The 25146-nt window shown below is 32.7% G+C and carries 19 protein-coding genes and 1 tRNA gene; 7 read left to right on the plus strand and 13 right to left on the minus strand.

Going from position 1 to position 25146, the window contains the following annotated elements:
- Window positions 1-308: 308 nt before the first annotated feature.
- Complete coding sequence (locus JE46_RS15860; protein WP_031456258.1) at window positions 309-707, plus strand: helix-turn-helix domain-containing protein; 399 nt, start codon at window positions 309-311, stop codon at window positions 705-707.
- A gap of 65 nt (window positions 708-772) precedes the next feature.
- Here JE46_RS15860 and JE46_RS15865 read toward each other — a convergent pair whose 3' ends face one another.
- The 13 genes from JE46_RS15865 to JE46_RS24070 all read right to left on the minus strand — a co-directional run bounded on the left by JE46_RS15865 (window position 773) and on the right by JE46_RS24070 (window position 18102).
- Window positions 773-1831: a nucleotidyltransferase domain-containing protein gene (locus JE46_RS15865; RefSeq protein ID WP_031456259.1), complete on the minus strand. Its 1059-nt coding sequence runs from the start codon at window positions 1829-1831 to the stop codon at window positions 773-775.
- A 5-nt stretch (window positions 1832-1836) separates the two neighbouring features.
- Entirely contained in the window at window positions 1837-5892 is a 4056-nt protein-coding gene (locus JE46_RS15870; protein WP_031456260.1) for an NACHT domain-containing protein, read from the minus strand.
- A 2-nt stretch (window positions 5893-5894) separates the two neighbouring features.
- Window positions 5895-6641 carry a nucleotidyltransferase domain-containing protein gene (locus JE46_RS15875; RefSeq protein ID WP_031456261.1) on the minus strand — a complete coding sequence of 249 codons (747 nt, stop codon included), beginning with the start codon at window positions 6639-6641 and terminating at the stop codon, window positions 5895-5897.
- A gap of 133 nt (window positions 6642-6774) precedes the next feature.
- Window positions 6775-7587: a hypothetical protein gene (locus JE46_RS15880; protein ID WP_157505935.1), complete on the minus strand. Its 813-nt coding sequence runs from the start codon at window positions 7585-7587 to the stop codon at window positions 6775-6777.
- A 132-nt stretch (window positions 7588-7719) separates the two neighbouring features.
- The gene (locus JE46_RS15885; protein WP_031456263.1) at window positions 7720-8520 is read right to left on the minus strand and encodes a TatD family hydrolase; all 801 of its coding nucleotides are present in this window, start codon (window positions 8518-8520) and stop codon (window positions 7720-7722) included.
- 593 nt (window positions 8521-9113) lie between these two features.
- Entirely contained in the window at window positions 9114-10013 is a 900-nt protein-coding gene (locus JE46_RS15890) for a phosphatase domain-containing protein (protein WP_031456264.1), read from the minus strand.
- A 124-nt stretch (window positions 10014-10137) separates the two neighbouring features.
- A complete protein-coding gene (locus JE46_RS15895; protein WP_031456265.1) occupies window positions 10138-11322 on the minus strand; it encodes a DNA ligase-like domain-containing protein in 1185 nt (394 codons plus the stop codon).
- Between the two features lie 4 nt (window positions 11323-11326).
- On the minus strand, window positions 11327-12604 hold the full coding sequence (locus JE46_RS15900; protein WP_031456266.1) for a methyltransferase domain-containing protein: 1278 nt from the start codon (window positions 12602-12604) through the stop codon (window positions 11327-11329).
- Window positions 12605-12674: 70 nt separating this feature from the next.
- The gene (locus JE46_RS15905) at window positions 12675-13691 is read right to left on the minus strand and encodes an RNA ligase (protein ID WP_051872903.1); all 1017 of its coding nucleotides are present in this window, start codon (window positions 13689-13691) and stop codon (window positions 12675-12677) included.
- A gap of 42 nt (window positions 13692-13733) precedes the next feature.
- The gene (locus JE46_RS15910; RefSeq protein ID WP_031456268.1) at window positions 13734-14471 is read right to left on the minus strand and encodes a hypothetical protein; all 738 of its coding nucleotides are present in this window, start codon (window positions 14469-14471) and stop codon (window positions 13734-13736) included.
- Window positions 14472-14506: 35 nt separating this feature from the next.
- Window positions 14507-15076: a hypothetical protein gene (locus JE46_RS15915; protein ID WP_031456269.1), complete on the minus strand. Its 570-nt coding sequence runs from the start codon at window positions 15074-15076 to the stop codon at window positions 14507-14509.
- A 419-nt stretch (window positions 15077-15495) separates the two neighbouring features.
- A complete protein-coding gene (locus JE46_RS15920; RefSeq protein ID WP_031456270.1) occupies window positions 15496-17736 on the minus strand; it encodes a hypothetical protein in 2241 nt (746 codons plus the stop codon).
- 249 nt (window positions 17737-17985) lie between these two features.
- Window positions 17986-18102, minus strand: a tRNA-OTHER gene (locus JE46_RS24070).
- A gap of 288 nt (window positions 18103-18390) precedes the next feature.
- Between JE46_RS24070 and JE46_RS15925 the strand changes: the two genes are divergently transcribed.
- The 6 genes from JE46_RS15925 (at window position 18391) to JE46_RS15950 (ending at window position 25050) form a co-directional block, all read left to right on the plus strand.
- Window positions 18391-19014: an HD domain-containing protein gene (locus JE46_RS15925; RefSeq protein ID WP_031456271.1), complete on the plus strand. Its 624-nt coding sequence runs from the start codon at window positions 18391-18393 to the stop codon at window positions 19012-19014.
- A gap of 233 nt (window positions 19015-19247) precedes the next feature.
- The gene (locus JE46_RS15930; protein ID WP_031456272.1) at window positions 19248-20276 is read left to right on the plus strand and encodes a helix-turn-helix transcriptional regulator; all 1029 of its coding nucleotides are present in this window, start codon (window positions 19248-19250) and stop codon (window positions 20274-20276) included.
- A 226-nt stretch (window positions 20277-20502) separates the two neighbouring features.
- A complete protein-coding gene (locus JE46_RS15935) occupies window positions 20503-20988 on the plus strand; it encodes a MarR family winged helix-turn-helix transcriptional regulator (RefSeq protein WP_031456273.1) in 486 nt (161 codons plus the stop codon).
- Window positions 20989-21034: 46 nt separating this feature from the next.
- Entirely contained in the window at window positions 21035-23425 is a 2391-nt protein-coding gene (locus JE46_RS15940; protein WP_031456274.1) for a 3-hydroxyacyl-CoA dehydrogenase/enoyl-CoA hydratase family protein, read from the plus strand.
- Between the two features lie 30 nt (window positions 23426-23455).
- Complete coding sequence (locus JE46_RS15945; RefSeq protein ID WP_031456275.1) at window positions 23456-23836, plus strand: four helix bundle protein; 381 nt, start codon at window positions 23456-23458, stop codon at window positions 23834-23836.
- Window positions 23837-23868: 32 nt separating this feature from the next.
- Window positions 23869-25050, plus strand: a complete 1182-nt coding sequence (locus tag JE46_RS15950; protein WP_031456276.1) for a thiolase family protein — start codon at window positions 23869-23871, stop codon at window positions 25048-25050.
- Window positions 25051-25146 lie beyond the last annotated feature (96 nt).

Raw genomic sequence — 25146 nt, forward strand, 5'->3', positions numbered from 1 at the left:
TAAATACGGTTGGCTTCCTTGCGTGGAAGACCCGCTTCCACTTCCTTTACAACTCTTAAAATCAATCTTTTGTCATAATGACTTTGTTTACGATCCCGGGGAGCATAAACTTCCTGTTCCTTGTGTTCCATACACTCGTGAATTGTGTATAGCTATTTCAGGACAAGACATAATTATTTAGACTTACGAAAGTAAGAAAAAGCATATATTTACGCTGTACAAAAAATAACCTAAAGAGTATTTTACCAAATCAATCGTGTTTTTTACAGATCACTATTTTTTTTAAAAAAATTAAATATCTTTGAATTATGAGCACAGCAACAAAACCAAAACACATTGGCAGAAATATAAGCCGAATCAGAGAGCTTCGTGGTATGAAACAAGAAGCGCTTGCAGCAGCTATTGGCATAAGTCAGCAAACTGTTTCCGGAATTGAAGGAAGCGAAGAAGTTGATTCTAAAAAACTTGTAGAAATTGCAAAAGCTCTGGGAGTTACGGTTGAAGCTATTGAAAACTTTTCGGAAGAATCTGTTTTTAATTTCTTTAATAATTTTTATGATAATAGTGCTAATAATGGTTATTTAAATAACACTAATAATCATTGTACTTTCAATCCTCTTGATAAAGTTGTGGAACTTTATGAACGTTTGGTTCAGGCTGAAAAAGATAAGGTTGAATATTTAGAGAAGTTGATGAAAGGGAAATAATATTCTTGATAAAAGAATTTCTTATATATAAAATACGCAATGAGAATTGCGCATTTTTTTTGTTTTTAAAGGTATAATTCTTCTCTAATTTTGATTAAATTTTGGATCGCTTTTTCTTCATCCGGTTTTTCAGGTAAAGTTGAGGTTTGATAATGACTTTCGATTGAAGCAATTAAATTATCTGCCATTTCGAGTAAATCATCGTATTCTCTGTTTCCGGCTTTGATGTCGAGTAATTCCTCCCGATTTGAAACCCTGATATTTAATTTTCCCGTCGAAAGAATTTGTTCTGCGGTCTGCAAAAGCCGAATCGTGTGCATCATGTTTTTGCTGTCGTAATTTTTACCATGCTGCTGATTGGTGTTGTAGCGGTCTTCGTTGCGTTTTTCGATCCAGTTCCAGTATTCGGTGTATTCTTTGCAGTATTTGGAATACCCGTCCTGATTGCACGACAAATAACCAATTAGTTTTTCCCCTTTTGGAATCGATGAAAGCGAAACTTCATTTGAGTTTTCTTTTTGAATAATGCCTTTATAACCCAATGTTTTCCAGGAATCGTAAAACATTGCAAACATTCCTTTTGAATTTGGAAGATCGACTAAACCAATTTGTTCCTGCTTTAAATCATTTTCCGTCAGAAATTCTAATACCGAAACGGTTTTATAATCTTCTAAAACATAACAAAAATCCAAAAGGCTTTTCTTTTCCTTTGGCAGCGGATTTACGATTTTCTTGTTTAAACCTCTCGCCTTTTTGATTTGCGTTACGGCATAACCCGCAAAAGAATCTTTGCAGAGTTTCGACAGAAAATCTTTTAGTTGCAAATGCTCCATTAACGGATGTCTGTACAAAATACAATCTTCTGGCGAAGCCAGAATCTCCAGAATATTAGGATTATTTTTAAGCAATAATTCTACAAAACGGCCAATTTCATAATACACCTCATCATTGGTTTCATTACTGATCTGTGGAATATAATCTAACCCAAAGAATTTTTCTTTTGGAAGATAATAAACGCCTTTGATATCGGTATCAGATGTTGGTGTATTTAAGCCAAACGATTTACTTCCCGAAATGACTTCGAAAAGGATTAGGTTTTGGGATTTTAGGTTTGCGATGGTCATGTTTACTAATTTACCAAAAAATCACAAAACTTATGAAATCTATCAAACAACTTAACGGTCATATTTTTATTCCCTATTTGTTCATAAATTAAAATTGAATTATAAAAACCTGAATGTCCAGATTCTTTTGAATAATATTCTAAGATTTCATTTTTATATTCCTGTTGACTAAATGCATATTTAACACCTAAATATAAATAATTTGCATTATATGAATAACCATTACCATAATCTAAATAATAAAGACTTTTTAATAAATCAATAAACATATTTAAATTTGATTCTAATAAATATGTTTTATCAATCAGTAACTTCCATGTGTCAATATTTTTAAGTTCAATACGAAATTGGGTTGAATTTTTAAATTTTTTATATAATTTTTCTAAATCTTCGTTAGATTTCAAATTAATTATTTCAAGCTTAAAATCTTCTTCATTAATAATTTTATAACGACAATCCTCTATTTCAACATCTACTTTTGAAAATACAACATCTTTTTTGTATTCTTTACAAAGAGTATTAAAACTAGCTAATAATTCAGATGAAATACTTACATTTTGATAATTCTTTTTTTCTTTTAAAAGTGAAATCTGATTATAAGCACTATCAAAAGCGATTTTCTTATCTTCTTTATTGTAAAAATTAGATTTTAAAACTTCCATGTAAATGATGATTTTATCTTCATAATAACTATCAGCTACTTTTCCTTGATAATCTCTCATAGTTGATAATCCATTCATTTCTTTTTCTATTTTAGTAATCGAAATAAAATTATTACTAATTTCCAAAATTAAAATTTCTCTTAAACAACGGTTAATTACCATTGAATGATCATAATATATATTCTTAAACTTTTTAAAATATTTTCTAGCTAATTTCAAATCAAAATAAGATATAACACCAATAAAACTAACAATTCCCCATTTAGTTTCTTTCAAATCTGTTATTTCATATAACTTTAGATTTAAACTAAAAATACTATCAGCTATTTTAAGAATTTCTTTTTTTGATTTCCAATTATTTGTTATTATGCGTTCAAATGAAGTATTTAAATAATATGAAATAATAATATCCTTTCTCCATCCATGCCTTAAAAAACTATTTAAAATAGCCTTTTTCAAATAAAAAATTGATTTATTTTGATCAATTGAAGAATAAAACCCACTTAATATCAAGCATCTTTCTACATATCTAGGAAAATCATCTTTCCAAATATTGAGCTCGTCTTCAAACTCTAAAATATCTTCTTCACAAACTATTTTATGAAAAGCATCACTTACCTGATTAAGCTCTTTAAAAAATGTATATTTATTTATATAATTATTGCTTATCTTAAGAATATAATTTAGTAATCTCTTTTCCTTTCCTTTTTCTATAAAAGAAGAATAAAAATTACTCCATAAAATAGACATACATTCTTTAGGATTTGCATCAAGTGATTCCCAATTATCGTATTTATAAATAAAAGCATTTATTGCCATTTCAATATTATAAGAACCTTTAATTGAGTTCACATAATTTTCAAACACAAAACAATACGTTACAATAGCATCTTGAGTTTTATATTTATCTTTTAAATCTAATGTATTATTAAATTCATCCTGCCCAAGTATATAAGAAATCAAAGTATAAGGCTTAATAAATCTCCCGAAAAAATGTGAATTTATTCTTTGAGAAATATTCACAAGAAATGTTTGAATTTTTATAGTTTTATCATTAGGGATTTCAATATCAAAAAACTTCATAAAAAAGTAAACGACAATATTATCTATGTTAGGTTCAATTTTATACTTTTTTATTTTCTGACTAATCTCTAACCTTAATTCTTTATTATTTAATAACTTATTTAAGTTTTGAACATCACTCAAAAATGACAAGAAAACTAATAATTCATAGTCCGTTAGATTTTTTATCATTTTTAATAAATCCTTAAACTTATATTTTAAACCAATATCAAAAAATGCTTTTAAAATGACTTCTTTCTCTGACTGATCATCATTCATGTAATCTTTAACATTCGAATAGGTTTTATATTTTTTTCTCAAATCTTTCTTAAAATACTCCACATAATCACTTTCATTATCAATTTGAAATTTTATAAAAAAAGCTCCTTTAAGTTCTTTCAAACTAACTTTATACTCTTCATCAGAATCAATAGATGAAAGAATTTTTAATGCAAATTCTTTATGTCCTTTTTCATAAAATTGTTGAACCTCATTGTAAGTGAAATAAATATATTTTTCAAGATTTAAATTTTCATCATTAATTAATTCTTCAAAAACAGTATTGCTTTGTAATGACAAAACGAATAAAAAGAATTTTGATTCCTTGAAATAAGGCTCATCAGCATAATATTTGTCACTTTTTCCGTTATAGATATTTATTAAATTTAACTCTAATAAAAAAGGAAGATTTTTTTCAATATCTTTTTCATATTCACTTCTTAAAAATTTTAAAAATATATCATCAAAAAAATCAGAACTAATTAATAAATCTTTTTTACGAAGTACTTTTGGATTTAATTCATATTTCTTTTTTAGTTTTCTAGCAAAAAAATATTCTTGATATCTTCTATGTTGATAAATAAAAGAACTTTCAACGTTAAAATTAGTTGTCGAAATATCAAAAAACAAACTTGAATTATAATTTATAATATCATTTACAGAACTATAATCAAGTCTCGTATATTTTTTTAATAAAAATTTTTGTAGCTCCTTTTGTTGGAAGCGAAATTGATAAAGTGTACTATATTTATATGAAATGTTTTCATTTAACAACAATATCTCCTCTTCTTTTGGATTGAACAAATTTAAAGTTTGGATTTCATTTCTATGGTTTGAATCATTTATAAGCTCATTAATTTTATGTTCAATTAACTCAATAATTGTACTTTTTAAATGCAATTTTTCTATAATATCCCACAATATTTTTATTAAATAAATATCTTTAATTTCTTCAATCAATTCTTTGTTAACTGATATCAAGTTTTTTAATTCTATCTCTTTTGATAAATTACTTTTATTCAAAAAATATGATAAAATATAAGACTGATCTAGATCATTTATTTGACACTTTGCAATATTAGGCAAATGTGTTATTGCTTTCAATCTATTTAAATTTCCTTTTCTACAAGAAATTATCACATTTTTTGTGTTAGTTTCACTTTCAAGGTTTTTTATATAACATATTACCTGTTCAGCCTTGTCTTCATTAAGTTCATCTAAACCGTCTAATAGATAAATAAATTTAAGATTATTACTTACCTTATAATTCTTTTGCCTATTGCGTATAATATTCTCTAGACTATCTGAAAAACAATCTTTTAAATTAATCAACATAGGTAGTGCACCATTATTTATCAAAACTTGAAAATCATTTAAGCTTAAATGTAAGCCTGAATATTTTACAAATAATTGTTTCATAAATTGGCTTTTTCCAGAACCCGGATTCCCTGTTATTAAAAATGACTTATTTGAATCTAAATCAATATCAACAATTTGATTCTCAAAATCTACCAAAGGAAGTTTTATAAACTCTTTAGAATTTATAAAAGTTACTTCATTCTTTCTTAGTGAATTTTTAATAAATCCAAACTCATCACTTAGCCCAAAATACAATTGTGCTAAATCAAAGTTTTTAGGCTGATTTAATAAAATTTCAAATTTACTTTTACTAATCCAAACAATCGAAACCCCCTCTTTTTTAGAAATATCTTCAATCTTTTTTGCTGCTTTTGAAGACAATACTGCATTAACATTTAAATAAATATAAATTTCTTTTAATTTGTCTTTTTTATAATTAGATAATGCTTTTTTAATAGATTTTTCAATTTGAGAATAACTAATTGATGGTTCAAAAAATTTAGCTTGAAATCCTATAATCTTACTTGTTATATTTGACTTAATTGGATAAGTTTCTAAACCTGCTTGATTAAAATCAGCTTTTATTCCATTTGAAAGATTATGTTCTCTACAAAACAAATGATAACATAAATCTTCAAAAGATTTAGTCTGATTTTCATTTTTTATTTTAAAAGTATCCCAACTAATTTTCTGTAACATAATTATTTTATTAATTGCCTAAAAAATAAATCCAACTCCTCATTTACTTTCTTCCCACTTCCCAACTTACTCGCATTCTCCTGATTAAATTGTATTGTTTCCAATAAAAAATCAGTTATTACAACTTCTTTTGGATGCAAATACTTTTCGTTTTGGCTGGCTTTTATATTTTGTAATTCTATTATTTTGTCTTGTATGTTTTGTGGCGCAATTGGCAATAAATCATCAAAAGCAACGGGCGGAAAAGTGTTGTTTTCTATGATCCATTTTCCGGCTAAAGCGGTGCGTAAGGCGTAGAAATAACTTTTTAGTTTTACTTCTTCCATTTCGCAGACTTCCATGAAATTTTTTGTCGTTCCTAAATAATGGTGTAAAACCGCTATTGGTGAAAAACATTCCGTGGCTATCTCCTGCATTTGTTTTGCGAAATCATCATTTGCATAATACACTATTGGCGAAAACAACCACTCGATCAAAGGTGTGTTAGATTTTGCTAACAATTTTATGGATTTCCGTAAATCCCAGCCGGAACCGTCAAGATCGTCTTCGGTCATGAATTCAATTACGTCCGGTTGTTCCCAAAGTGACAAATAATAGTCGGGTTTGTGTTTGTAGATAAATCGAATATCGTAGTCGCTGTCCGGAGAAGCAAATCCCCAGGCACGGCTTCCTGATTCTACGGCAAAGAGTATTTCTACGTCTTTTTCGAGTTCTATCTGTTTTAATTTTTGGAGTATTTTTTCTTTCATGGCTGGTTTCAAATATAGATAAACAACAAAGCTTTAAATCAGGTAATAATACGTGATTTAAAGCTGTGTATTTTTAATCTCGCAAAGGCGCAGAGACGCAAAGTTTTTATTCTGCCCAATGTTTTTTTAAGCTTTAAACCAAAAAATCTGAAACCAAACGCTGCCTGAATCGGTCAATGGGTTTCAAATCGACATTGGTATCGCCATTGAAAATATCAAAAGGATCGTCGAGGCCGCTAATCAATAAGTACAAATAGCAAAACAGATAGGTGATGGCAGAAGTTACCAGATAATCGGCCGAGGGGCTTTTGAATTTGGTAATGAGCAACAGTGACATGACAATAAACAAAATACTGTGGAGCAAGGTATAAGCCGGCTTGATGAAGTTGTTTCTCGAAATCGAATAGGCACGCGTAAGCTGTTTTCGCATCGCATTGGTATTTTCCTGTATGCCTTTTATGGCTTCTTTATCGACACCTCTTTCGGCAAAATAATAGGCGATCTCATTTGATTTCCGAATTAAGGGAAAGATAACATTAGAATCTTTTCCGTTAGAATTGATCCATTCCACAATGCCATTCGTAATGGCAATCATTTCCTGACGCAAAAAAACGGGGTTTAATTCTTGCCTACACAAATCAGAAGTTCCTGTTCTGGGTGCCCTGAAAGCCAGATAAATCCAATCTTTGATCGCTTCGAGATTAGAAGCTATTTCGCCAGGGATTTTTTCACTTTCCTTAAAATCGGTCATCGTTGCTGCCAACAGTAATCCGAAAACAAAAAAAGCTCCGGTAAAAATAATCGAAATATCAGCCAGTTCAATCAAATCGTGAAAGTCCTGCCCGTAAAGCGAAAGATGTTTAAAGATAAAATTTTTAATTCCTAATACGGCTATTGCCGCAATAAATGATTTTAGAATTATGGTTCTGTTGGTTATAAATTTCATTCCGTATTTTTTAGGCAAATTAAACAAATATTACATCTCCTAAACTCATTTACTACAAATAATAAAATGCTATTGCGATTCATCCTGCCGTTCGGACAGCTGTTTTCTATTTCAAAAGCTATTAGAAAAATCCTAAATCCCAAAAAAGACTTTAGCATTTCTGGTAGTTTCCTCCGCTACCTTATCCAAAGAAACTCCTTTAAACTGCGCCACAGTTCCCGCCACAAAAGGCAGAAAAGCAGGTTCGCAACGGCGTTCGTGGTATTTCTTCAAAAGGCTGTTCGGCACATTTTTTGGCAGCATAAACGGCGCATCGGTTTCAATCATCATTCGGTCGAGCGGCACGTACTGAATGACTTCTTTTAAATGAGCAAAACGTTTGGCATCCGAAATCGCTCCCGTAAAACCCAGATAAAATCCGTTGTCGAGATAGGTTTTGGCTTCTTGTAAACTTCCCGTAAAACAATGCACCACGCCCTTTGGCAGTTTCGGCAGATAGTCTTTTGTGATGTCCATGAATCGTGTAAAAGCGGCTCTTTCGTGCAAAAACAACGGTTTCTGGACTTCAATCGCCAATTCCAACTGAGCTTTATAACATTCTTCCTGTTTGTTTCTGGGCGAAAAATCACGATCAAAATCGAGTCCGCACTCACCAACGGAAACTACGTGTTTCTGTTGTAATAAATCCTTTAGTTTCGAAATGCTCTGCGCATCAAAACTTTTCGCGTCATGCGGATGTATTCCTGCTGTCGCATACAACACGCCCGGATACTGCCTGGCAATCTTTGCGGATTCTTCACTATTTCGTACGCTTGTTCCAGTTAGTATCATTTGCGATACATCGGCATCTAAAGCGTCTTGTACGACATCGTCTATGTCGTTTTGGAATTGTTTGTTGGTTAGGTTGATTCCTATGTCTATGTATGTTTTCATTTTTTTTTAAAGTTGCTAAGGTTCTGAGAGAATAAGATGCTAAGTTTTTTTCCTCTCTTTGCCTTAAATTATTTTTTGTTTTTTGCCATTAAAGCGCTGATTTTTAGTTTCACGCAGATTTAAAAAAGATTTAAGCAGATGCTCGCAGATTATTTAAAAAAAAGAATCTAACAAATCTGCTAAAATCTGCAAAATCTGCGTGAAATATTTTATTCCTTTGTGGTAAAATTTCCCTCTCTTTACCTTAAATTATTTTTTGTTTTTGCCATTAAAGCGCTGATTTTTAGTTTCACGCAGATTTAAAAAAGATTTAAGCAGATGCTCGCAGATTATTTTTAAAAATCATTTTAAATCTGCTGGAATCTGCAAAATCTGCGTGAAATATTTTATGCCTTTGTGGTAAAAAAATCTCGCAGAGTCGCAGAGTCGCAAAGTTTTTTTTCGTAACGTTTGTCATTTCGACGGAGGAGAAATCTCCGTAAGAAGCTCGACAAAGCTTGAACTTTCGTTGCGGAGTTACTTGCGAAGATTTCTCGTTCCTCGAAATGACAAAAATGAGGGTAATCTTTGCGGTAAGACCTCAACCCAAAACCCTAAAAATCCCCGTAATACACCTGGAAGCAAGGTAATTTCAAATCATTTCGCCAGGTATCGACCACTTGGTTTCTATCGTCTAAAACAAATTCTACGAAGTATTTATCTTTTATAAATTCGTTATAGATTTCGGTTTTGATGATTGAATCTTTTCGGCTGTCTTTGGTTTTACGCATAATCAAATCATCGTATTCGATTTCGTGTTTTTGAAGAAATCGCAACGTTGGTTCTTTGTATCGGTCTTCTCTTCCGGAAACCAGTAATATTTCGTAACCTAATTTCTTGTAGTTTCTCAACACATTGGCCACCGGATTATTGATTTCATCTTCGTCACATTTGCTTGCATCAAACGGATTCCGCCCGTTCATCAAAGCCAGTGTTCCGTCAAGGTCACAGATAATTGCTTTTGGCAGATCTGGATTTTGATCGCAGTATTCCAGATTCTTTTCGACTTTTCTGATGGATTTAAAATCAAATTTTTGTTTGGTTTTCTGCAATTGGTGATACATGTTTTCGATTACCTTTTTTGGCACCTTTCGGTCTCTTTTATCATTTCGGGTAAAAAGTTCTTCTAATGGTAAATCAAAAACTTTAAATTCGATATTTGCCATTTCTGAGAATTCGGTTACCGGTTGTTTCAGGTATTCGGCTTTAACGTTGCAAGTATCCAAAATTACATTCCATCCGTTTGAAAGCAACGTTTTAATCTGCACATTGATAATCTTCGTAATCATACTTTCTACTGACTGGTCCATCACTTCCTGAAATTGCGAAAACCTGATTTCATCACGACTGATTCGCATGGTTTTGGCTTCAGTTCTCACTTTCCATTCGGCAAACGTACTTTTTCCTGATGCCGGGCAGCCGACTAATATCGTTAGTGTAGGTATCTTTTTCATTTTATTTTTTTTTAGTCATAAAGTCTAAAGCCTAAAGTCATAAAGTCTTGTAAAAAACAGTATAAAGTTAATATTAACAATGTCTTTCGACTTGCAACTTTAAGACTTTAAACTTTCGACTTACTTACAATCTTGGATCTAATGTTTTTTCTATTTCTTCGTTATTGATTCTTTTCAAAAGAAGCAAACGCATCAAATAATTTTCGTCGCCTAAATCTTTGTACGGAATCTGAAGCATCTTCTGATTGATTTCCCAGCCGTTTATCGATTGTTCCAGTTTCTTTTTTATGTTTCTCTTATCGATATAATGCTCAAAATCCTGATGGAAATTCACTCCGTAAATCATCGTGAGATAATTATTGTTCCTTACTTTAAAACATGGCGGCAGGTTTTTAATGTAATTCTGAGTCGGTTTTATCATGATTCCTTCTTCATTGGCTTCAGTCAGTTTTTCAAAAAAAGCGTAAATCTCTTTTAGCTTTTCTTCTTTATTAGAATCCGTAATTTCTAAATGCAGAAATGCATCATCATTTACCAGTTCATACGTTAAATTACTGTTTGGCAATACTTCTTCACCCGAAATTCTGATTTCTTTTAAAATCGTGAAAGGCTTAAAATGTATTTCACCTTCAGTTCCAAACGTATCAATTTGATTTTTGAATACAGTTAATGATTCCTGCTGTTTACCTAAATCCGGAATTTTTACTGCCTGTAAAGCTTCGTACTGACGAACAATATGCGTTTTGTATTTACTGCCGAATTCTTTTCTGGTCAATTGCTTTTTATCCGAAACATAAGCTGTAAACGATTCCTCATTTTTTACCGAAACCAGTTTTTCAAGCAATCCCGAATTTTTCAAATACAAATTGTGCGTTTGTAAAGCATCATAATAACCTGTGAATTCTTTTTCAATTAATCCCGCTCCCAAAACTTTCCACGGCAACAATTCTGAAGCAATCAAAAGCGTTTCAAAATCAGGAAAAGCAATCAGCATTTTGGCATGTAACTCTTTCAGACTTTTTATCGCCTGCTCAACATTGATGTGATCTAATTTGAAACCATTTCTGGAAACAAAATATGTTTCATCGAGATTTCTTTTCAGATAAATCGTGCAGTAGGAACCCATATATTTTTTCTGAACCACGAAATCAGTCACACCATTTTTCAAATAATAATTGACCGCTTCTTCGATGCTTTCGATTTCGTTTTTGTCTTTGCTTTTTGGAGCCGGAGAAATGGTTGGCGAAAAATCATTTATCCTATTTGTGCAGAACCACTCTATTCTGTTTCTTACTTTAAAATCTAACATCTCTTTACTTTTTTTGAATAATTACCGCACTTGTCGGGTAAATTCCTTTTACACAATCTCCTACTCCATAAAATGTTTTTGGATTTGGAAAAATCTCCTCAATTAACTTTACAAATTCTTCATTCGATAATTCGAAATCATGATCATCGTGTCTGAACTCTTCTGTCAATTCATAATTTACGTTGAAATCTTTATCCGGTGTTGTTACAAATAATCCCGTAAAATTGGTATTATCCCGAATCCAGATCAACAATGATTTTGCTTCTTCTAACGAATTGTGTTCAATCACTTCGCTTAAAATAATCTGGCCTTCAAAATCTTTAAGCTCTTCTAATTTTTCAACCCAAACCAAATGATCTGCTCTTTCAATAGCCTGAATTTTATCTGCAACGTGTTTAAAATCGACCTCATCGTAAGCGTAATATTCCTGCGTAAATCCTCTTTTATTTAATAATTTGAAATATTGTAATTCTCCACAACCGAAATCCAAAACAGTTTCATCAAAATCAATTTTACTGCAAATGAATTCTTTTCTCGACTGATGCGTATCTGTAAAAACAAACTGAACTTCATTATCAAAATACGCTTCTAACTGCGGTTTAAATTTCTCAAACTGCACCGGAGAACGCATGATTCTTTTTATAAAAAGATAAAATATGAAATACGGAATTCCGGTAAGATTGGTAAACATCGTAATATGCTTCTGAATGAAAAAATCATCAATAAAAGTGTACACTGCGTACCTGTTGGTGAAATGTGTAAATAATGCTACCAACGAGAATTTCTGAATTGCTTCCCTTACCGTTGCTCCTTCTATCCTTAATTCGAAATTATTTCCAATTTTGTGTTGAAGCGATATACCATCAATATATTTCGACAAAAGGTATTTTTCATTTTTATACCAGCCTGAATCTATAAAGAATGTTGGAACTTCGATTGTACATTTTCCGGTATCTACTTCATCGTAATTTTTCTCTAACCAGGAAATCATCGTTTCGCTTAAAACTTTGTTTTCTTTGTATAAATGATTAAAAAACTCCGTCATGATGTTTAATGCCAGCAACGGACTGCAGTAACTTTGAAAATCGATTTGATTGCCTTCTTCCGGCAGATAACTGTTTTTGCCGTCTAAAAAGACACAGTGATATTCGTTTTCGGCAATTACATTTCCAATTAAAATCCCGTTTTTCAATTCTTTCAGATAAAGTCCCTGATCGGTGTTCGGGTTCTTGTAAAGAATGTCTAAAAAGTATTTATTTTCCGATTTTAGTTTTATAATCATGACCTTTATTTTTGTTTGACAAATATAGCTTTGTCACTGCGCAATTATTTTGCGCAGTTTAAATTAAATTTTATTCTTCTTCTCTGTTAAACGGTTTTTCAAATTTTGGCCGAATCATTTTCCAGATTGTATCTGAATACTCTTTTCCATCGAGCATCCAAAACAAAACACCTGGATATTTACACGTTTGAAAATACAAAGCGGTTTCCTTACGGGATTCTAACGCTTTAAAATCAGCTTTACATTGCGCTTCGATTGCTTTATACTCATTTTCCAGATTTGTTTTAGTCAACTTTACCCAGTTAAAAAATTCATCAGGAACACGCTCTAAAATTTCTTCGAATGACTGATTGGTTTTTAAATATTCCCAGATATTCAAATTAGAAACCTGAGTAACGATTCGGTGTAAACGAAGGTATTCTTCGAATTTAATTTTTACCCGAAAATTATTGGCGTATTTAATGATGAAACCTTCTTTATTTGAGGTATTCATTTCTTTTAAAGTCAGAATATCTTTTATCCCATCGTATTTTTCAACTATTGGAAATCCAATATCTTGCAGCGGAAATTCTGCTCCGGACTGCGTATCGATAACAGCCAGTAAAACCAGTTCTTCTGATGCTCCGTAATCTAAAACGATTCGGTTTTCAGGATAGATAATTTCGAACAAATACGTTTTGGCTTTATCCAGTAATGACCATGAATCCTTATATTTTCCATGAAGCATTTCATTTGCTTTATCCGACTGATCGCTAGCGAACGAACCCCGGCTCGCCATAAATGGTACATCGTTTATCCAATACAAAATGCCAAGCGAACCGTCCATTTTATCAAACACTTCAAAAGTTGTATTGGGAAGTATTTGATTTTCCATTTCACCCAAATTAAAAAACTTAGGAAAAGGTCTGGCTACAACATTTCCATTTGCATCTAAAATCAAACCCCGGCAGCTTAATGTAATTTCATTCCAGACTCTCTCAAATTGGGCATTTTGAGTGTAATTATAAATATACAAATCATGCTCAGGATGTTTGTTTACTCTGACATAATTTTGCGAAATCATTTCTTTTAAAAGCGTTGTATTCATTAGTTTTAATCTTTTAACAAATATTCAAAATTGAATACGCAGTTATTTTGCGTAGTTAAATTTATTTTCATCTTCATATTTATACTCTTCCTTGTTTTTCATTTTAAAGCTTCTGTTTTTGAGTATCATTACAAAATTGAGAAGCCATTGCTGGAGGTTTTCAAAATCTGTATTTTCTCTAAAAAGATATTTTCGCAAATCAGGAAACTCAAATGCAATTTCATTTTTTGTATAGAATTCTTTTCCTTCATGAAGCGAAATCGCCTGTCCTAACTGAAATGCAATTGATTTAATACTATCCAGGTTGTTTTTATCTTTTCCGAAAGAATCAATATGTTTTAAATCTATTTTTTCTAATGCCTGAATCTTTTCATCTAAATCACCTTTCAAAGCACTTTTTATTACTGGACGATATTCAGTTTTGCTTAAAAAAGACAAAATCATTCGGGTACTTCTCAAAAATTTCAAATCAATATCTCTCACCAAAAGTTTTGTTATTTGATTATCAAATTTCTGAATATGATTTTGATACGTATGAAACAATGCATTATTCAATTCGTCTGTTGTGCCTTTGTAAACCTCCGTTAAATGACCGTTTTTTTGAACCGCTAGATTTGCATTGATTTGCTTTTCAGAATAAAATGATGTTATCGACTCACTGAGTTTTTTAGAGAGTGAAAGTTTTTCTAAAATCGTTTCCGGCATTTCTTGAATAAAGAAAACTAAATCGACATCAAGTGAATTTTCAGATCCAAATATTTGATAGATTGGTGGTTTCATTTTATTTTTTTTAAAACATATTTTTCTTTAGATATTTATTCCAATTGAAATCGATCACCATTTTCTTGTTGTCGTAATAAAATTTCATGAATTCTATTAAGCTCTTCTATAATTGATTCCATTTGATATTCCACATTAAACATCTTAAAAATATGTTTATCAAGAAAATATGCCCTAAAAAATGTTCTTTGATCATCAACGTAAGTTATTGGTCCCACATATTTTGGCATTACTGTCCCTCTAATAAATTCTTTTAAAAAATCATCTAATTTCTCATCAAAATGTTCGATAAGATTTCGCATATGTCTATTTTTTAAAATACTTGAATTACTAATATGATAAACTTCGCGTAGCTTTTTTCCTCGACTTTTATGATATACATCACTGCTTGGAGGCCAAAAAAATCGAGAAATCCCTCCTACATTAAGAATAATATTTTGACATAAATCTAGAATTAGATCATCGTTTTGACAATCATAATATTCACTTTCAAAAATTTCATTTAATAATTCAACATCATTAAAAATTGAACGTGTTTTGGTTAATAAAGCTTGAATATAAAAAGCTTCATTAAAAGGATGGATTTCAAATTCTGAATTTCTCATATCTATCATTTTTTTTCAAAGATTAAAATATTACTACGCAGTTATTTTGCTTGGATAATTTATTTCTCGTAAAGTTTTATAAAAACTGTAAACGTGCTTTTTGTCATTTCGACGTAAGGAGAAATCACACTAGAAACACCACACAGAACTTCGTCAATCTTTGTCGAATTCCGCGTGTGATTTCTCCCTTCGGTCGAAATGACAAACTGTGTGGTTACAGTAACCTCAAAGATTTTTTCCCGCAGATTTTGCAGATTCTGCAGATTTTTTAATAATCCTTTTAATCCTCATAATCTGTGGCAAAAAAACTTTGCGACTTCGCGTCTTTGCGAGATTAAATTTACCAATCTTTGCAGAGACGCACAGCAATGCGCCTCTACAAAAACCTTTGTCACTTTGTTACTATGAACCTTTGCAACTTAATCCACCAATAATTGCGTAACAACCGCTGGGTTCATTGCCCATTGCGCTGTATAAACCTCATCGGCAATTTCATTTTCGGTGATTGTCAAACCTTGAGCTTCCGCTTTAAGCTGTAACAAACTACCAATATTCAATTTGCTGTTTAGTTTTGACAACAACGCCTGAACGCCTTTGAAATCCAATCCGCCTACAACCTGACCTCCGAAAGTCATCTCTAACCAAACGATTTCTCTTTTGGCTACATCCAACACTCCAAAGACCAAACCTTTGGCAACATTTTGCGTTACACGAACCTGATGATCGACACACGATGGATCGTAAGCCACACCAGTCCGTTCCGAAATTTTCATCGGATATTTACTGTTCATCCAACCTACAACCAAATTTGGAGTTATACTTCCGTTGCTGTACGCATTGCAGGTAAAAGTCACAAATTTCGCATCGGCTTTCGCCAATTCGTCGATATTAATGTTGATATATTCAGCCGTTCCAATTTTATTCGGAATGCTACGGATATCTCCACTATGCTGACAACCTGTAGTTGTCAATCGGCTGAAAGAACAAATATCCAAGCGATCTTCATATGCAATCTGACAGCTCAAATCCATATCTAAATGCTGCGCTGGCAAATCTTTACCCCACTGCATGAACAATCGAACTTCGTTTCCTTCAACTGGGAAACGTGTTCCCATTAAAGCAACTGGCAAATCCTGAACTGTATCACTTCGATCTCCTATAGAAACCGGAATGTTAAACAATTGCGGATCGATATAGATTGTTTTATTGGTATTAGCAACTTTTGCAAATCGTTTTTTCATGGCTAAAAGACACAATTCTTCGATTTGATTTTTCATTGCTTCCAACTGAAAATCTTCGTACAACTTCAATAGAGCGTTTGCTTCAATTCGTTTGTTTGTTCCACCCAAAGGTTTCACGCTTCTCTGCATGTTTTTATCAAAATAATTCTGCGCATACATGTTTAATGTAAACACCAATCGAGCCGGAACTTTATCGATGATTTCTTCAAAATGAGCAACAGTTTCCTCTGCTCCAAACCAAAGCATATTCGAAAATAACGAACGAGCAAATAATCCTGGACGTTGTTTTAATAACGCAAATGTTTTATCGGCATCAAATTTCAATCTTGACGAATCTACTTTGCTTTGCCAAACATCGTACACTTGGTTGTAGAACACATCCATTAAAAAGTTCAATTTCTCGAATCCTTTTCTTTTGCTGTATTCTGCCAAACGAAGCGCGCGGATAAAACGAACCCACATTCCTCTTTTTGGGTGCATCGTTTCGCACATCGCTTCAACGTCCATGTTCATATTATTCAACCAGTTTGCGACCATTAAACATTCTTTTCGGGAATATTTTAGTTTCAAATCTTTTTGAGATGCAATTCTTGCCTGAACGCTTGTATCTAAAACATTATGGAAATGCTGTGCATTTTTTGATGTTCTTTTGATAATCGTTTTTGGCTCAATAATCTGAAGCATTCCTGTGTTTTTATACCACAAGTATCGTAAGATATCTGTTGGCGTTTTCAAAAATTGAGAAGCCTCTTCTTCTTTACCATTTTCAATCAAAAGATCGATAACCAGCATTAAAGTTTCCTTCATTGCGATTTCGGTTTTCGGCAAAGGCAAATATTTCATCGCCATTTTTAAACTATCTACCTGAGTAGCGTCTAAAGCGGTTTTAGATTGTAATAATGATATGTAGAAATCATTTAAATCTTTTTCTGCCCATAATTCCAGCATTTTCAATTTACTTCCTTGTCCGATATTTTCCAGTTTTCCAAATTCAAACGGAGTTCCGCAGAACGGACAACCATTGTATCTTTCTAATGGAAAAGTATTATCAGGGATAATATGTCCGCATTGTAAAGTAGTTCCGTTTTTCACACCTAAAACATTCCAGAAATAAGTTAGAATATGATCTATAACAGATTCGCCTGTTGGAACATTCCATTCTTTTACCAATGGCGTCCAGTTTTTATCTGTTCCTAAAATTACTCTCAAAACTTCTAAAACCTCGATTTTATAATTCGGGCTCACATTGTTTAAAGCGTGAAGCAATGACTCAGAAAATGTAAATCCAAGTTTTGAAACATTGGCTAACAAAACGGATGTTGTTCCTGATAAATTTTTAACGTCATTCGTAATCATTTCTGACGGAATGAAAATAGCGTTTTGACGCAAACTGATTTTTAATAATGCTGTTGTTTTCATTTTTTTAATTTTTAAAATTTAGATAATTGCGTTTCTGAGTTCTACCTAAAAGAGTTTTGAAGTAAGAAACACTTGACCTGAAATTGGAGTGTAATTGATGAACTATTTTATCTGATGGATTTCCCCGAGAAGTAAGTTAATCTTGACCCTCTTTTTTATTAATGATGATTTTAAAACTTTAATGCCAACTTCCTTTCGGAAGATGGGAAATTAACCTATAAGAAGTAAGTTTCAATTGACCATTAATAGAGAAGCAGATGGGATTCGAACCCACGACCCGGACATTAGAAGTGTACGAAGTAAGTTTGGATTGACCTCTTTAGGATAATTTCAAAACTACCTGCTCTACCACTGAGCTACTGCTTCAACTGTAATTTGAGTTTAAAAGGTAATGGTACAAGTTTGTACATTGGAAAGTGTTTTCGAAGTAACTCAGACTTGACCTATCTAGACTCAATTTTTTATTTCTATGAACGTTTGCTTTTATTTCTGAACAAAGATTTTAAAACTAGTACGCAATTATTCTGCGTAGTAAAGTTTTTGTTTCATTTTTTGAAATACTATTTGTTTTATTTCCTGAGCAAAGATTTCAAAACTACTACGCAATTATTTTGCGCAGTAAAAAAAGAATTTTAAATTTGAGTAAAAAACAAGATGAATTTAAAAGAAATTTATTCTGAATTACTCTCGAATATTGGTTTTTCAGTGAATGAAATTCAGTTAAACTGGCTGGATTTAGAAAAAGCATATTCCAAGAAATCAAGGCATTATCATAATCTCACGCATTTAAAAGAAATGATAGAGGGTTTTGAAACGTATCGCGCTAAACTTCAAAATCCGAATGAAATATTATTTGCTATTTTTTATCATGATTTTGTGTATTCAGCTTCTAAAAAAGATAACGAACTCAAAAGTGCTGAGTATGCTTTGTCGATTTTACCTGAAAATGTCAATCTAAATAAACAATTGGTTTTTGATGCGATCTGCGCAACACAACAGCATCAGCAAAACGCAATTGAAGATATAAACTGGTTAATTGATTTTGATTTGAAAATTCTGGCTAAAGACTGGGAAGATTATAAAATCTATTTTGAACAAATTCGAAAAGAATATCGCATTTATCCTGATTTTCTATACAAACCCGGACGCGCCAAAGCGTTGAAGCATTTTCTGGAAAATGAATTTATTTTTCAAACCGAAGAATTCAGAGGTTTATATGAAGAAAAAGCGAGGAAAAATATTGAAAAGGAGATAAGCATTTTAGAAGGTAAAAAATAATCTCGCGAAGTCGCAAAGTTTTTATTAAAGCAAAACGTATTATTTGTCATTTCGACGAAGGAGAAATCTCCACGAGAAGCTCCATAAAGATTGGACTCTCGTTGCGGAGTTGCTTGCGAAGATTTCTCCTTCGTCAAAATGACACAAAATGAGCAAAATCATTTTAATCGTTTTAACCTGTGGCTAAAAAAAACTTTGCGGCTTAGCGACTTTGCGAGCAAAAACACACAACCATGTCACAAAACAAAAATGCCTTAATTCGGTACAAAACAATTGACAAATGTCTGCAGAATAAATACAGGCAATGGACTTTAGAAGATTTAATCGAATGCTGTTCACAGGCTTTGGAAGAATATGAAGGCCGTGAAAACCCAATCAGCAAGCGAACCATTCAGATGGATATTCAGCTGATGCGAAGTGAAAAATTGGGTTATAATGCGCCAATTGTAGTTTACGATAAAAAATATTATAAATATGAAGATGAAGATTTTACGATAACCGATATTCCGCTGACAGAAACGGATATGAATGTCCTGACAGAAACGGTTTCGATGTTAAAGCAGTTCAAGGATTTCTCTCTATTTAATGACGTATCGGATATTTTACAACGACTGGAGGATAAAATCTATGCCGAAAAGTCGCATACCAAACCGGTAATTTATCTGGATAAGAATGAAAAACTCAAAGGCCTTCATTATTTAGATGAAATATATCAGGCGATTATCAAGAAAATGGTTCTGATTATTACCTATAAATCTTTTAAATCGCGAGACGAAACCAAATTTCATTTTCATCCTTTTATTTTAAAGGAATTTAATAATCGCTGGTTTTTAATTGGGAAGAAGAAAAAATCACAGCCTATTACCAACTTAGCTCTGGACAGAATCATTTCGATTGATTACGATTTTAATCTTCCGTATTTAGAAGAAGATTTTGATGCCGAATCGTATTATAAAAATGTGATTGGCGTTACAGTAAATTCAGGTTTGCAGCCCAGACGCATTGAGCTTTGGATTGATGCTGAAAATGCTCCTTATGTCCTGACAAAGCCTTTGCATCCTACACAAAGACTGATTCAGGAAAATGAGGACAAGAGTATTATTGTTCATTTGTTTATTATTCCGAATTATGAGATGGAGCGATTACTATTGGGATTTGGCTGCGGAATTGAAATTTTGCGTCCGGAAGGTTTTAGAAAACGAATGAAGGAAATACTTCAAAAAGCATTGACGAAATATGATGAACAAGATTCAATGCCCTGAATCAGGATTTTATCTACATAATATTGCTTTGTATCATTTTATCATAATGCTATTTTTTGAAGCGGTAAATTCTTAAAAACATAAAAAAAGAATAGTATATTTCAATTAAAAAGAATCCAAAAAACACACTAATTCAAAGACATTTTCTAATTAACCTAAAATTTATCAAAAAATAATATGCACGCATAGTATTTTTTGATTATATTTGAAATCGATATCGTTATTTATGAAAGATAAAACAATAGATTATATTTTAAGAGCCACCTGGCAGGCCGTCTCCCGAATGTATAATGAGGAAGCTGCTAAATATGACGCTACAATGGCAACGGGTTTTGCACTTTTAAGTATAGATAAAGAAGAAGGAACTCCATCAACAGCTTTGGGACCAAGAATGGGAATGGAAGCTACCAGCCTGACCAGAACATTAAAATCTATGGAAGACAAGGGTTTGATTGTTCGAAAGAAAAATCCAAGTGACGGAAGAGGCGTTTTGATTTATCTTACCGAATTTGGAAAAGAAAAAAGAGAGTTATCTAAAAATACAGTTCTGAAATTTAATGAAACGGTTCGAAAGCATGTTTCAGATGAGAAACTTCAGCATTTTATAGAAGTTTCGGAAATCATCAACGAATTGATTCAGGACAAAAACATATTTAATCACACGAGCGCCAGCGAACTGGCGAAGCAAACAGGAAACACAGAAAAAGAATAACCTTAATTATTGAGGAAATTCAAAATAAAAAAACAAAATATCAAATATGAAACGCACAATTAAAAAAGTCGCTGTAATAGGATCCGGAATTATGGGTTCAGGAATAGCTTGTCATTTTGCCAACATTGGTGTTGAAGTTTTACTGCTTGACATCGTTCCCCGCGAGTTGACAGAAGCTGAAACTAAAAAAGGATTAACGCTTGAAAGTAAAGCCGTTCGCAACCGTGTGGTAAACGAGCATTTGGCGAATTCATTAAAATCAAAACCTTCTCCTATTTACAGTCAGAAATTCGCAAACCGAATCACGACTGGAAATACGACTGATGATATGGCAAAAATTGCCAATGTTGACTGGATTATTGAGGTTGTTGTAGAGCGTTTAGACATTAAGAAATTAGTTTTTGAACAAATCGAGAAATTCCGTACACCGGGAACTTTGGTTACTTCTAATACTTCTGGTATTCCAATTCATTTTATGAGTGAAGGAAGAAGCGAAGATTTTCAACAACACTTCTGCGGCACTCACTTTTTTAACCCTGCGCGTTACTTAAAATTATTTGAAATTATTCCGGGACCAAAAACTTCAACTGAAGTATTGGATTTCTTAAACGAATACGGTTCTAAATTCTTAGGAAAAACATCTGTTGTTGCTAAAGATACTCCGGCGTTTATTGGAAACAGAATTGGTATTTACGGTATTCAGAGTTTGTTCCATTTAGTTAAAGAAATGGGATTAACGATCGAAGAAGTTGATAAATTGACTGGTCCAGTAATTGGTCGTCCAAAATCGGCTACTTTCCGTACGGTTGACGTTGTTGGTTTAGATACTTTGGTACACGTTGCCAACGGTATTTACGAAAACTGCCCTACAGACGAACAACACGAATTGTTCAAACTTCCTGATTTCATCAACAAAATGATGGAAAATAATTGGTTAGGAAGCAAAACCGGACAAGGCTTTTATAAAAAAGTAGATAAAGACATTCTTTCTTTAGACTTAGATACATTAGAATACCGCGCTGCTAAAAAAGCAAATTTTGCAACTTTAGAATTAACTAAAACAATCGATAAACCTATCAATCGTTTTAAAGTTTTAGTGAAAGGAACAGACAAAGCGGGAGAATTCTACCGTAAGAGTTTCGCCGGAATGTTTGCTTATGTATCCAACAGAATTCCTGAAATCTCAGACGAATTATACAAAATTGACGATGCCATGAAAGCTGGTTTTGGATGGGAAAATGGTCCATTCGAAATCTGGGATGCCATTGGTGTTGCCAAGGGAATTGAAATCATGAAAGCTGAAGGTTTAGAGCCTGCTGCATGGGTTAATGAAATGCTGACTTCTGGAAGCGATAGTTTCTATTCTGTAAAAGAAGGAGCGACTTATTTCTATAATATTCCAACAAAATCACAAGTAAAAGTTCCTGGACAAGATTCATTCATTATTCTGAACAACATTCGCGAAAGCAAAAAAGTTTGGAGCAACAGCGGTGCAATCATTCAGGATTTAGGAGATGGAATTTTGAACTTAGAATTCCAATCTAAAATGAATACTATTGGTGGCGATGTTCTACAAGCCATCAATAAAGCAATCGACTTATCTGAAAAAGAATATCAAGGATTGGTTATTGGAAACCAGGCAGCGAATTTCTCTGTTGGAGCTAATATCGGAATGATTTTCATGATGGCAGTTGAACAGGAATACGACGAATTGAACATGGCAATCAAATTGTTCCAGGACACGATGATGCGCGTTCGTTACTCTTCTATTCCAGTTGTAGTGGCTCCTCACGGAATGACTTTTGGTGGTGGATGCGAAATGAGCTTACACGCTGATAAAGTGGTTGCTGCTGCAGAAACCTACATGGGATTAGTTGAATTTGGTGTTGGAGTTATCCCTGGTGGTGGTGGTTCTAAAGAAATGACTTTAAGAGCATCTGATTTATTCCGCAAAAATGATGTGGAATTAAACGTTCTTCAAGAGTATTTCTTAACTATCGCTATGGCAAAAGTTTCGACTTCTGGTTATGAGGCTTTTGACACCGGACTTCTTCAACATGGTAAAGATATTATCGTAGTAAACAAAGATCGTCAGATCGCTGAAGCTAAAAAACATACATTATTATTAGCTGAAGCGGGTTATACACAGCCAATCAGAAGAAATGATATTAAAGTTCTAGGAAAACAAGCTTTGGGTATGTTCTTAGTTGGAACAGATCAAATGCAGGCTGGAAAATACATTTCTGAGCACGATAAAAAAATCGCAAACAAACTGGCTTATGTAATGGCTGGTGGTGATTTATCTGAAGCAACTTTAGTATCGGAGCAATATTTATTAGATATCGAACGTGAAGCTTTCTTATCTCTTTGTACTGAGCGTAAGACTTTAGAGAGAATTCAATATATGTTAACTAAAGGAAAACCTTTGAGAAATTAGTATTAAGTCATAAGAATTAAGTATTAAGAAATGCACCAATTTGAAAAATTAAAGATTTGGCAGAAAGCAATGGATATTGCAGTTCATGTATATGAGATTTCTTCATTATTACCAAATGACGAAAAATTCAATTTAATTCATCAGATAAAAAAATGTGCTGTTTCTATTCCTTCAAATATTGCAGAAGGTTCAGGTAGAAATTCAGATAAAGAATTCATGCACTTTTTAGGAATTGCAAATGGCTCAACATTCGAATTAATAACACAATTAATACTTGCAAAAAGACTTAAGCTTGTTAGTGAAGATTTAATTCAACCAACTATTAATCAGTTAGTAGAAGTTTCGAATATGAATTTTTCATTTCAAAGATCATTAAAAGATAATATCAACAAAACAATTGGAAAATCTTAATACTTAATTCTCCAATCTTAATACAATCATTTATGAAAACAGCATATATAGTAAAAGCATATAGAACAGCAGTTGGAAAAGCTCCAAAAGGTGTTTTTAGATTTAAAAGACCTGACGAATTAGCTGCAGAAACGATCCAGTTTATGATGGACGAACTGCCTAATTTCGATAAAAAACGTATCGACGACGTTATGGTAGGAAATGCCATGCCAGAAGCAGAACAAGGACTTAACGTAGGACGTTTGATCTCATTAATGGGATTAAAAGTTGAAGATGTTCCTGGTGTTACTGTAAACCGTTATTGCGCATCAGGATTAGAAACTATCGGAATGGCGACTGCTAAAATCCAGTCAGGAATGGCAGATTGTATCATTGCCGGTGGTGCAGAAAGCATGAGTTTTATTCCGATGGGCGGTTACAAACCAACTCCGGATTATAAAGTTGCTGCTGCAGGTCACGAAGATTATTACTGGGGAATGGGTTTAACTGCTGAAGCGGTTGCCAATCAATATAAAATTTCAAGAGAAGATCAGGATGAGTTTGCTTATAACTCTCACATGAAAGCATTAAAAGCACAGGCAGAAGGAAAATTTGACAAACAAATTGTTCCAATTACTGTTGAGCAGACTTTCATCAATGAAAATGGTAAAAAAGAAACAAAATCATACGTTGTAAATAAAGACGAAGGACCAAGAGCTGGAACTTCTAAAGAAGCTTTAGCAGGTTTAAAACCAGTTTTTGCTGCTGACGGAAGTGTAACTGCTGGTAACTCTTCTCAAATGAGCGACGGTGCTGCTTTCGTTTTAATCATGAGTGAAGAAATGGTAAAAGAATTAAACCTTGAACCAATTGCACGTTTGGTAAACTTTGCTTCTTCTGGTGTTGAACCAAGAATTATGGGTATTGGTCCTGTAAAAGCAATTCCGAAAGCCTTAAAACAAGCTGGTTTAGAATTGAAAGATATTGAGCTAGTCGAATTAAACGAGGCTTTTGCTTCTCAGTCTTTGGCTGTTATTCGCGAGTTAGGATTAAATCCGGATATAGTAAACGTAAACGGTGGAGCCATAGCTTTAGGTCACCCTCTGGGTTGTACAGGAGCTAAACTTTCTGTTCAGTTATTCGATGAGATGAAACGCAGAGGTAGTAAATACGGAATTGTGAGTATGTGTGTGGGAACTGGGCAAGGAAGTGCTGGAATCTACGAAGTATTATAAGAAAATATTATTAAGTAAAGTATACGTTCAGTTTGTCATTTCGACGAAGGAGAAATCTCCGCGACGATTATCCACACAGCTGTTAATCTTTGTAGA

The organism is Flavobacterium chungangense LMG 26729, assembly GCF_000735715.2.
Classification (GTDB): Bacteria; Bacteroidota; Bacteroidia; order Flavobacteriales; family Flavobacteriaceae; genus Flavobacterium; species Flavobacterium chungangense.

Bases quoted from the DNA above. Each gene is read 5' to 3' on its own strand.
- JE46_RS15860 (WP_031456258.1), top strand. From the start codon at position 309: ATGAGCACAGCAACAAAACCAAAACACATTGGCAGAAATATAAGCCGA.
- JE46_RS15865 (WP_031456259.1), bottom strand. From the start codon at position 1,831: ATGACCATCGCAAACCTAAAATCCCAAAACCTAATCCTTTTCGAAGTC.
- JE46_RS15870 (WP_031456260.1), bottom strand. From the start codon at position 5,892: ATGTTACAGAAAATTAGTTGGGATACTTTTAAAATAAAAAATGAAAAT.
- JE46_RS15875 (WP_031456261.1), bottom strand. From the start codon at position 6,641: ATGAAAGAAAAAATACTCCAAAAATTAAAACAGATAGAACTCGAAAAA.
- JE46_RS15880 (WP_157505935.1), bottom strand. From the start codon at position 7,587: ATGAAATTTATAACCAACAGAACCATAATTCTAAAATCATTTATTGCG.
- JE46_RS15885 (WP_031456263.1), bottom strand. From the start codon at position 8,520: ATGAAAACATACATAGACATAGGAATCAACCTAACCAACAAACAATTC.
- JE46_RS15890 (WP_031456264.1), bottom strand. From the start codon at position 10,013: ATGAAAAAGATACCTACACTAACGATATTAGTCGGCTGCCCGGCATCA.
- JE46_RS15895 (WP_031456265.1), bottom strand. From the start codon at position 11,322: ATGTTAGATTTTAAAGTAAGAAACAGAATAGAGTGGTTCTGCACAAAT.
- JE46_RS15900 (WP_031456266.1), bottom strand. From the start codon at position 12,604: ATGATTATAAAACTAAAATCGGAAAATAAATACTTTTTAGACATTCTT.
- JE46_RS15905 (WP_051872903.1), bottom strand. From the start codon at position 13,691: ATGAATACAACGCTTTTAAAAGAAATGATTTCGCAAAATTATGTCAGA.
- JE46_RS15910 (WP_031456268.1), bottom strand. From the start codon at position 14,471: ATGAAACCACCAATCTATCAAATATTTGGATCTGAAAATTCACTTGAT.
- JE46_RS15915 (WP_031456269.1), bottom strand. From the start codon at position 15,076: ATGAGAAATTCAGAATTTGAAATCCATCCTTTTAATGAAGCTTTTTAT.
- JE46_RS15920 (WP_031456270.1), bottom strand. From the start codon at position 17,736: ATGAAAACAACAGCATTATTAAAAATCAGTTTGCGTCAAAACGCTATT.
- JE46_RS15925 (WP_031456271.1), top strand. From the start codon at position 18,391: ATGAATTTAAAAGAAATTTATTCTGAATTACTCTCGAATATTGGTTTT.
- JE46_RS15930 (WP_031456272.1), top strand. From the start codon at position 19,248: ATGTCACAAAACAAAAATGCCTTAATTCGGTACAAAACAATTGACAAA.
- JE46_RS15935 (WP_031456273.1), top strand. From the start codon at position 20,503: ATGAAAGATAAAACAATAGATTATATTTTAAGAGCCACCTGGCAGGCC.
- JE46_RS15940 (WP_031456274.1), top strand. From the start codon at position 21,035: ATGAAACGCACAATTAAAAAAGTCGCTGTAATAGGATCCGGAATTATG.
- JE46_RS15945 (WP_031456275.1), top strand. From the start codon at position 23,456: ATGCACCAATTTGAAAAATTAAAGATTTGGCAGAAAGCAATGGATATT.
- JE46_RS15950 (WP_031456276.1), top strand. From the start codon at position 23,869: ATGAAAACAGCATATATAGTAAAAGCATATAGAACAGCAGTTGGAAAA.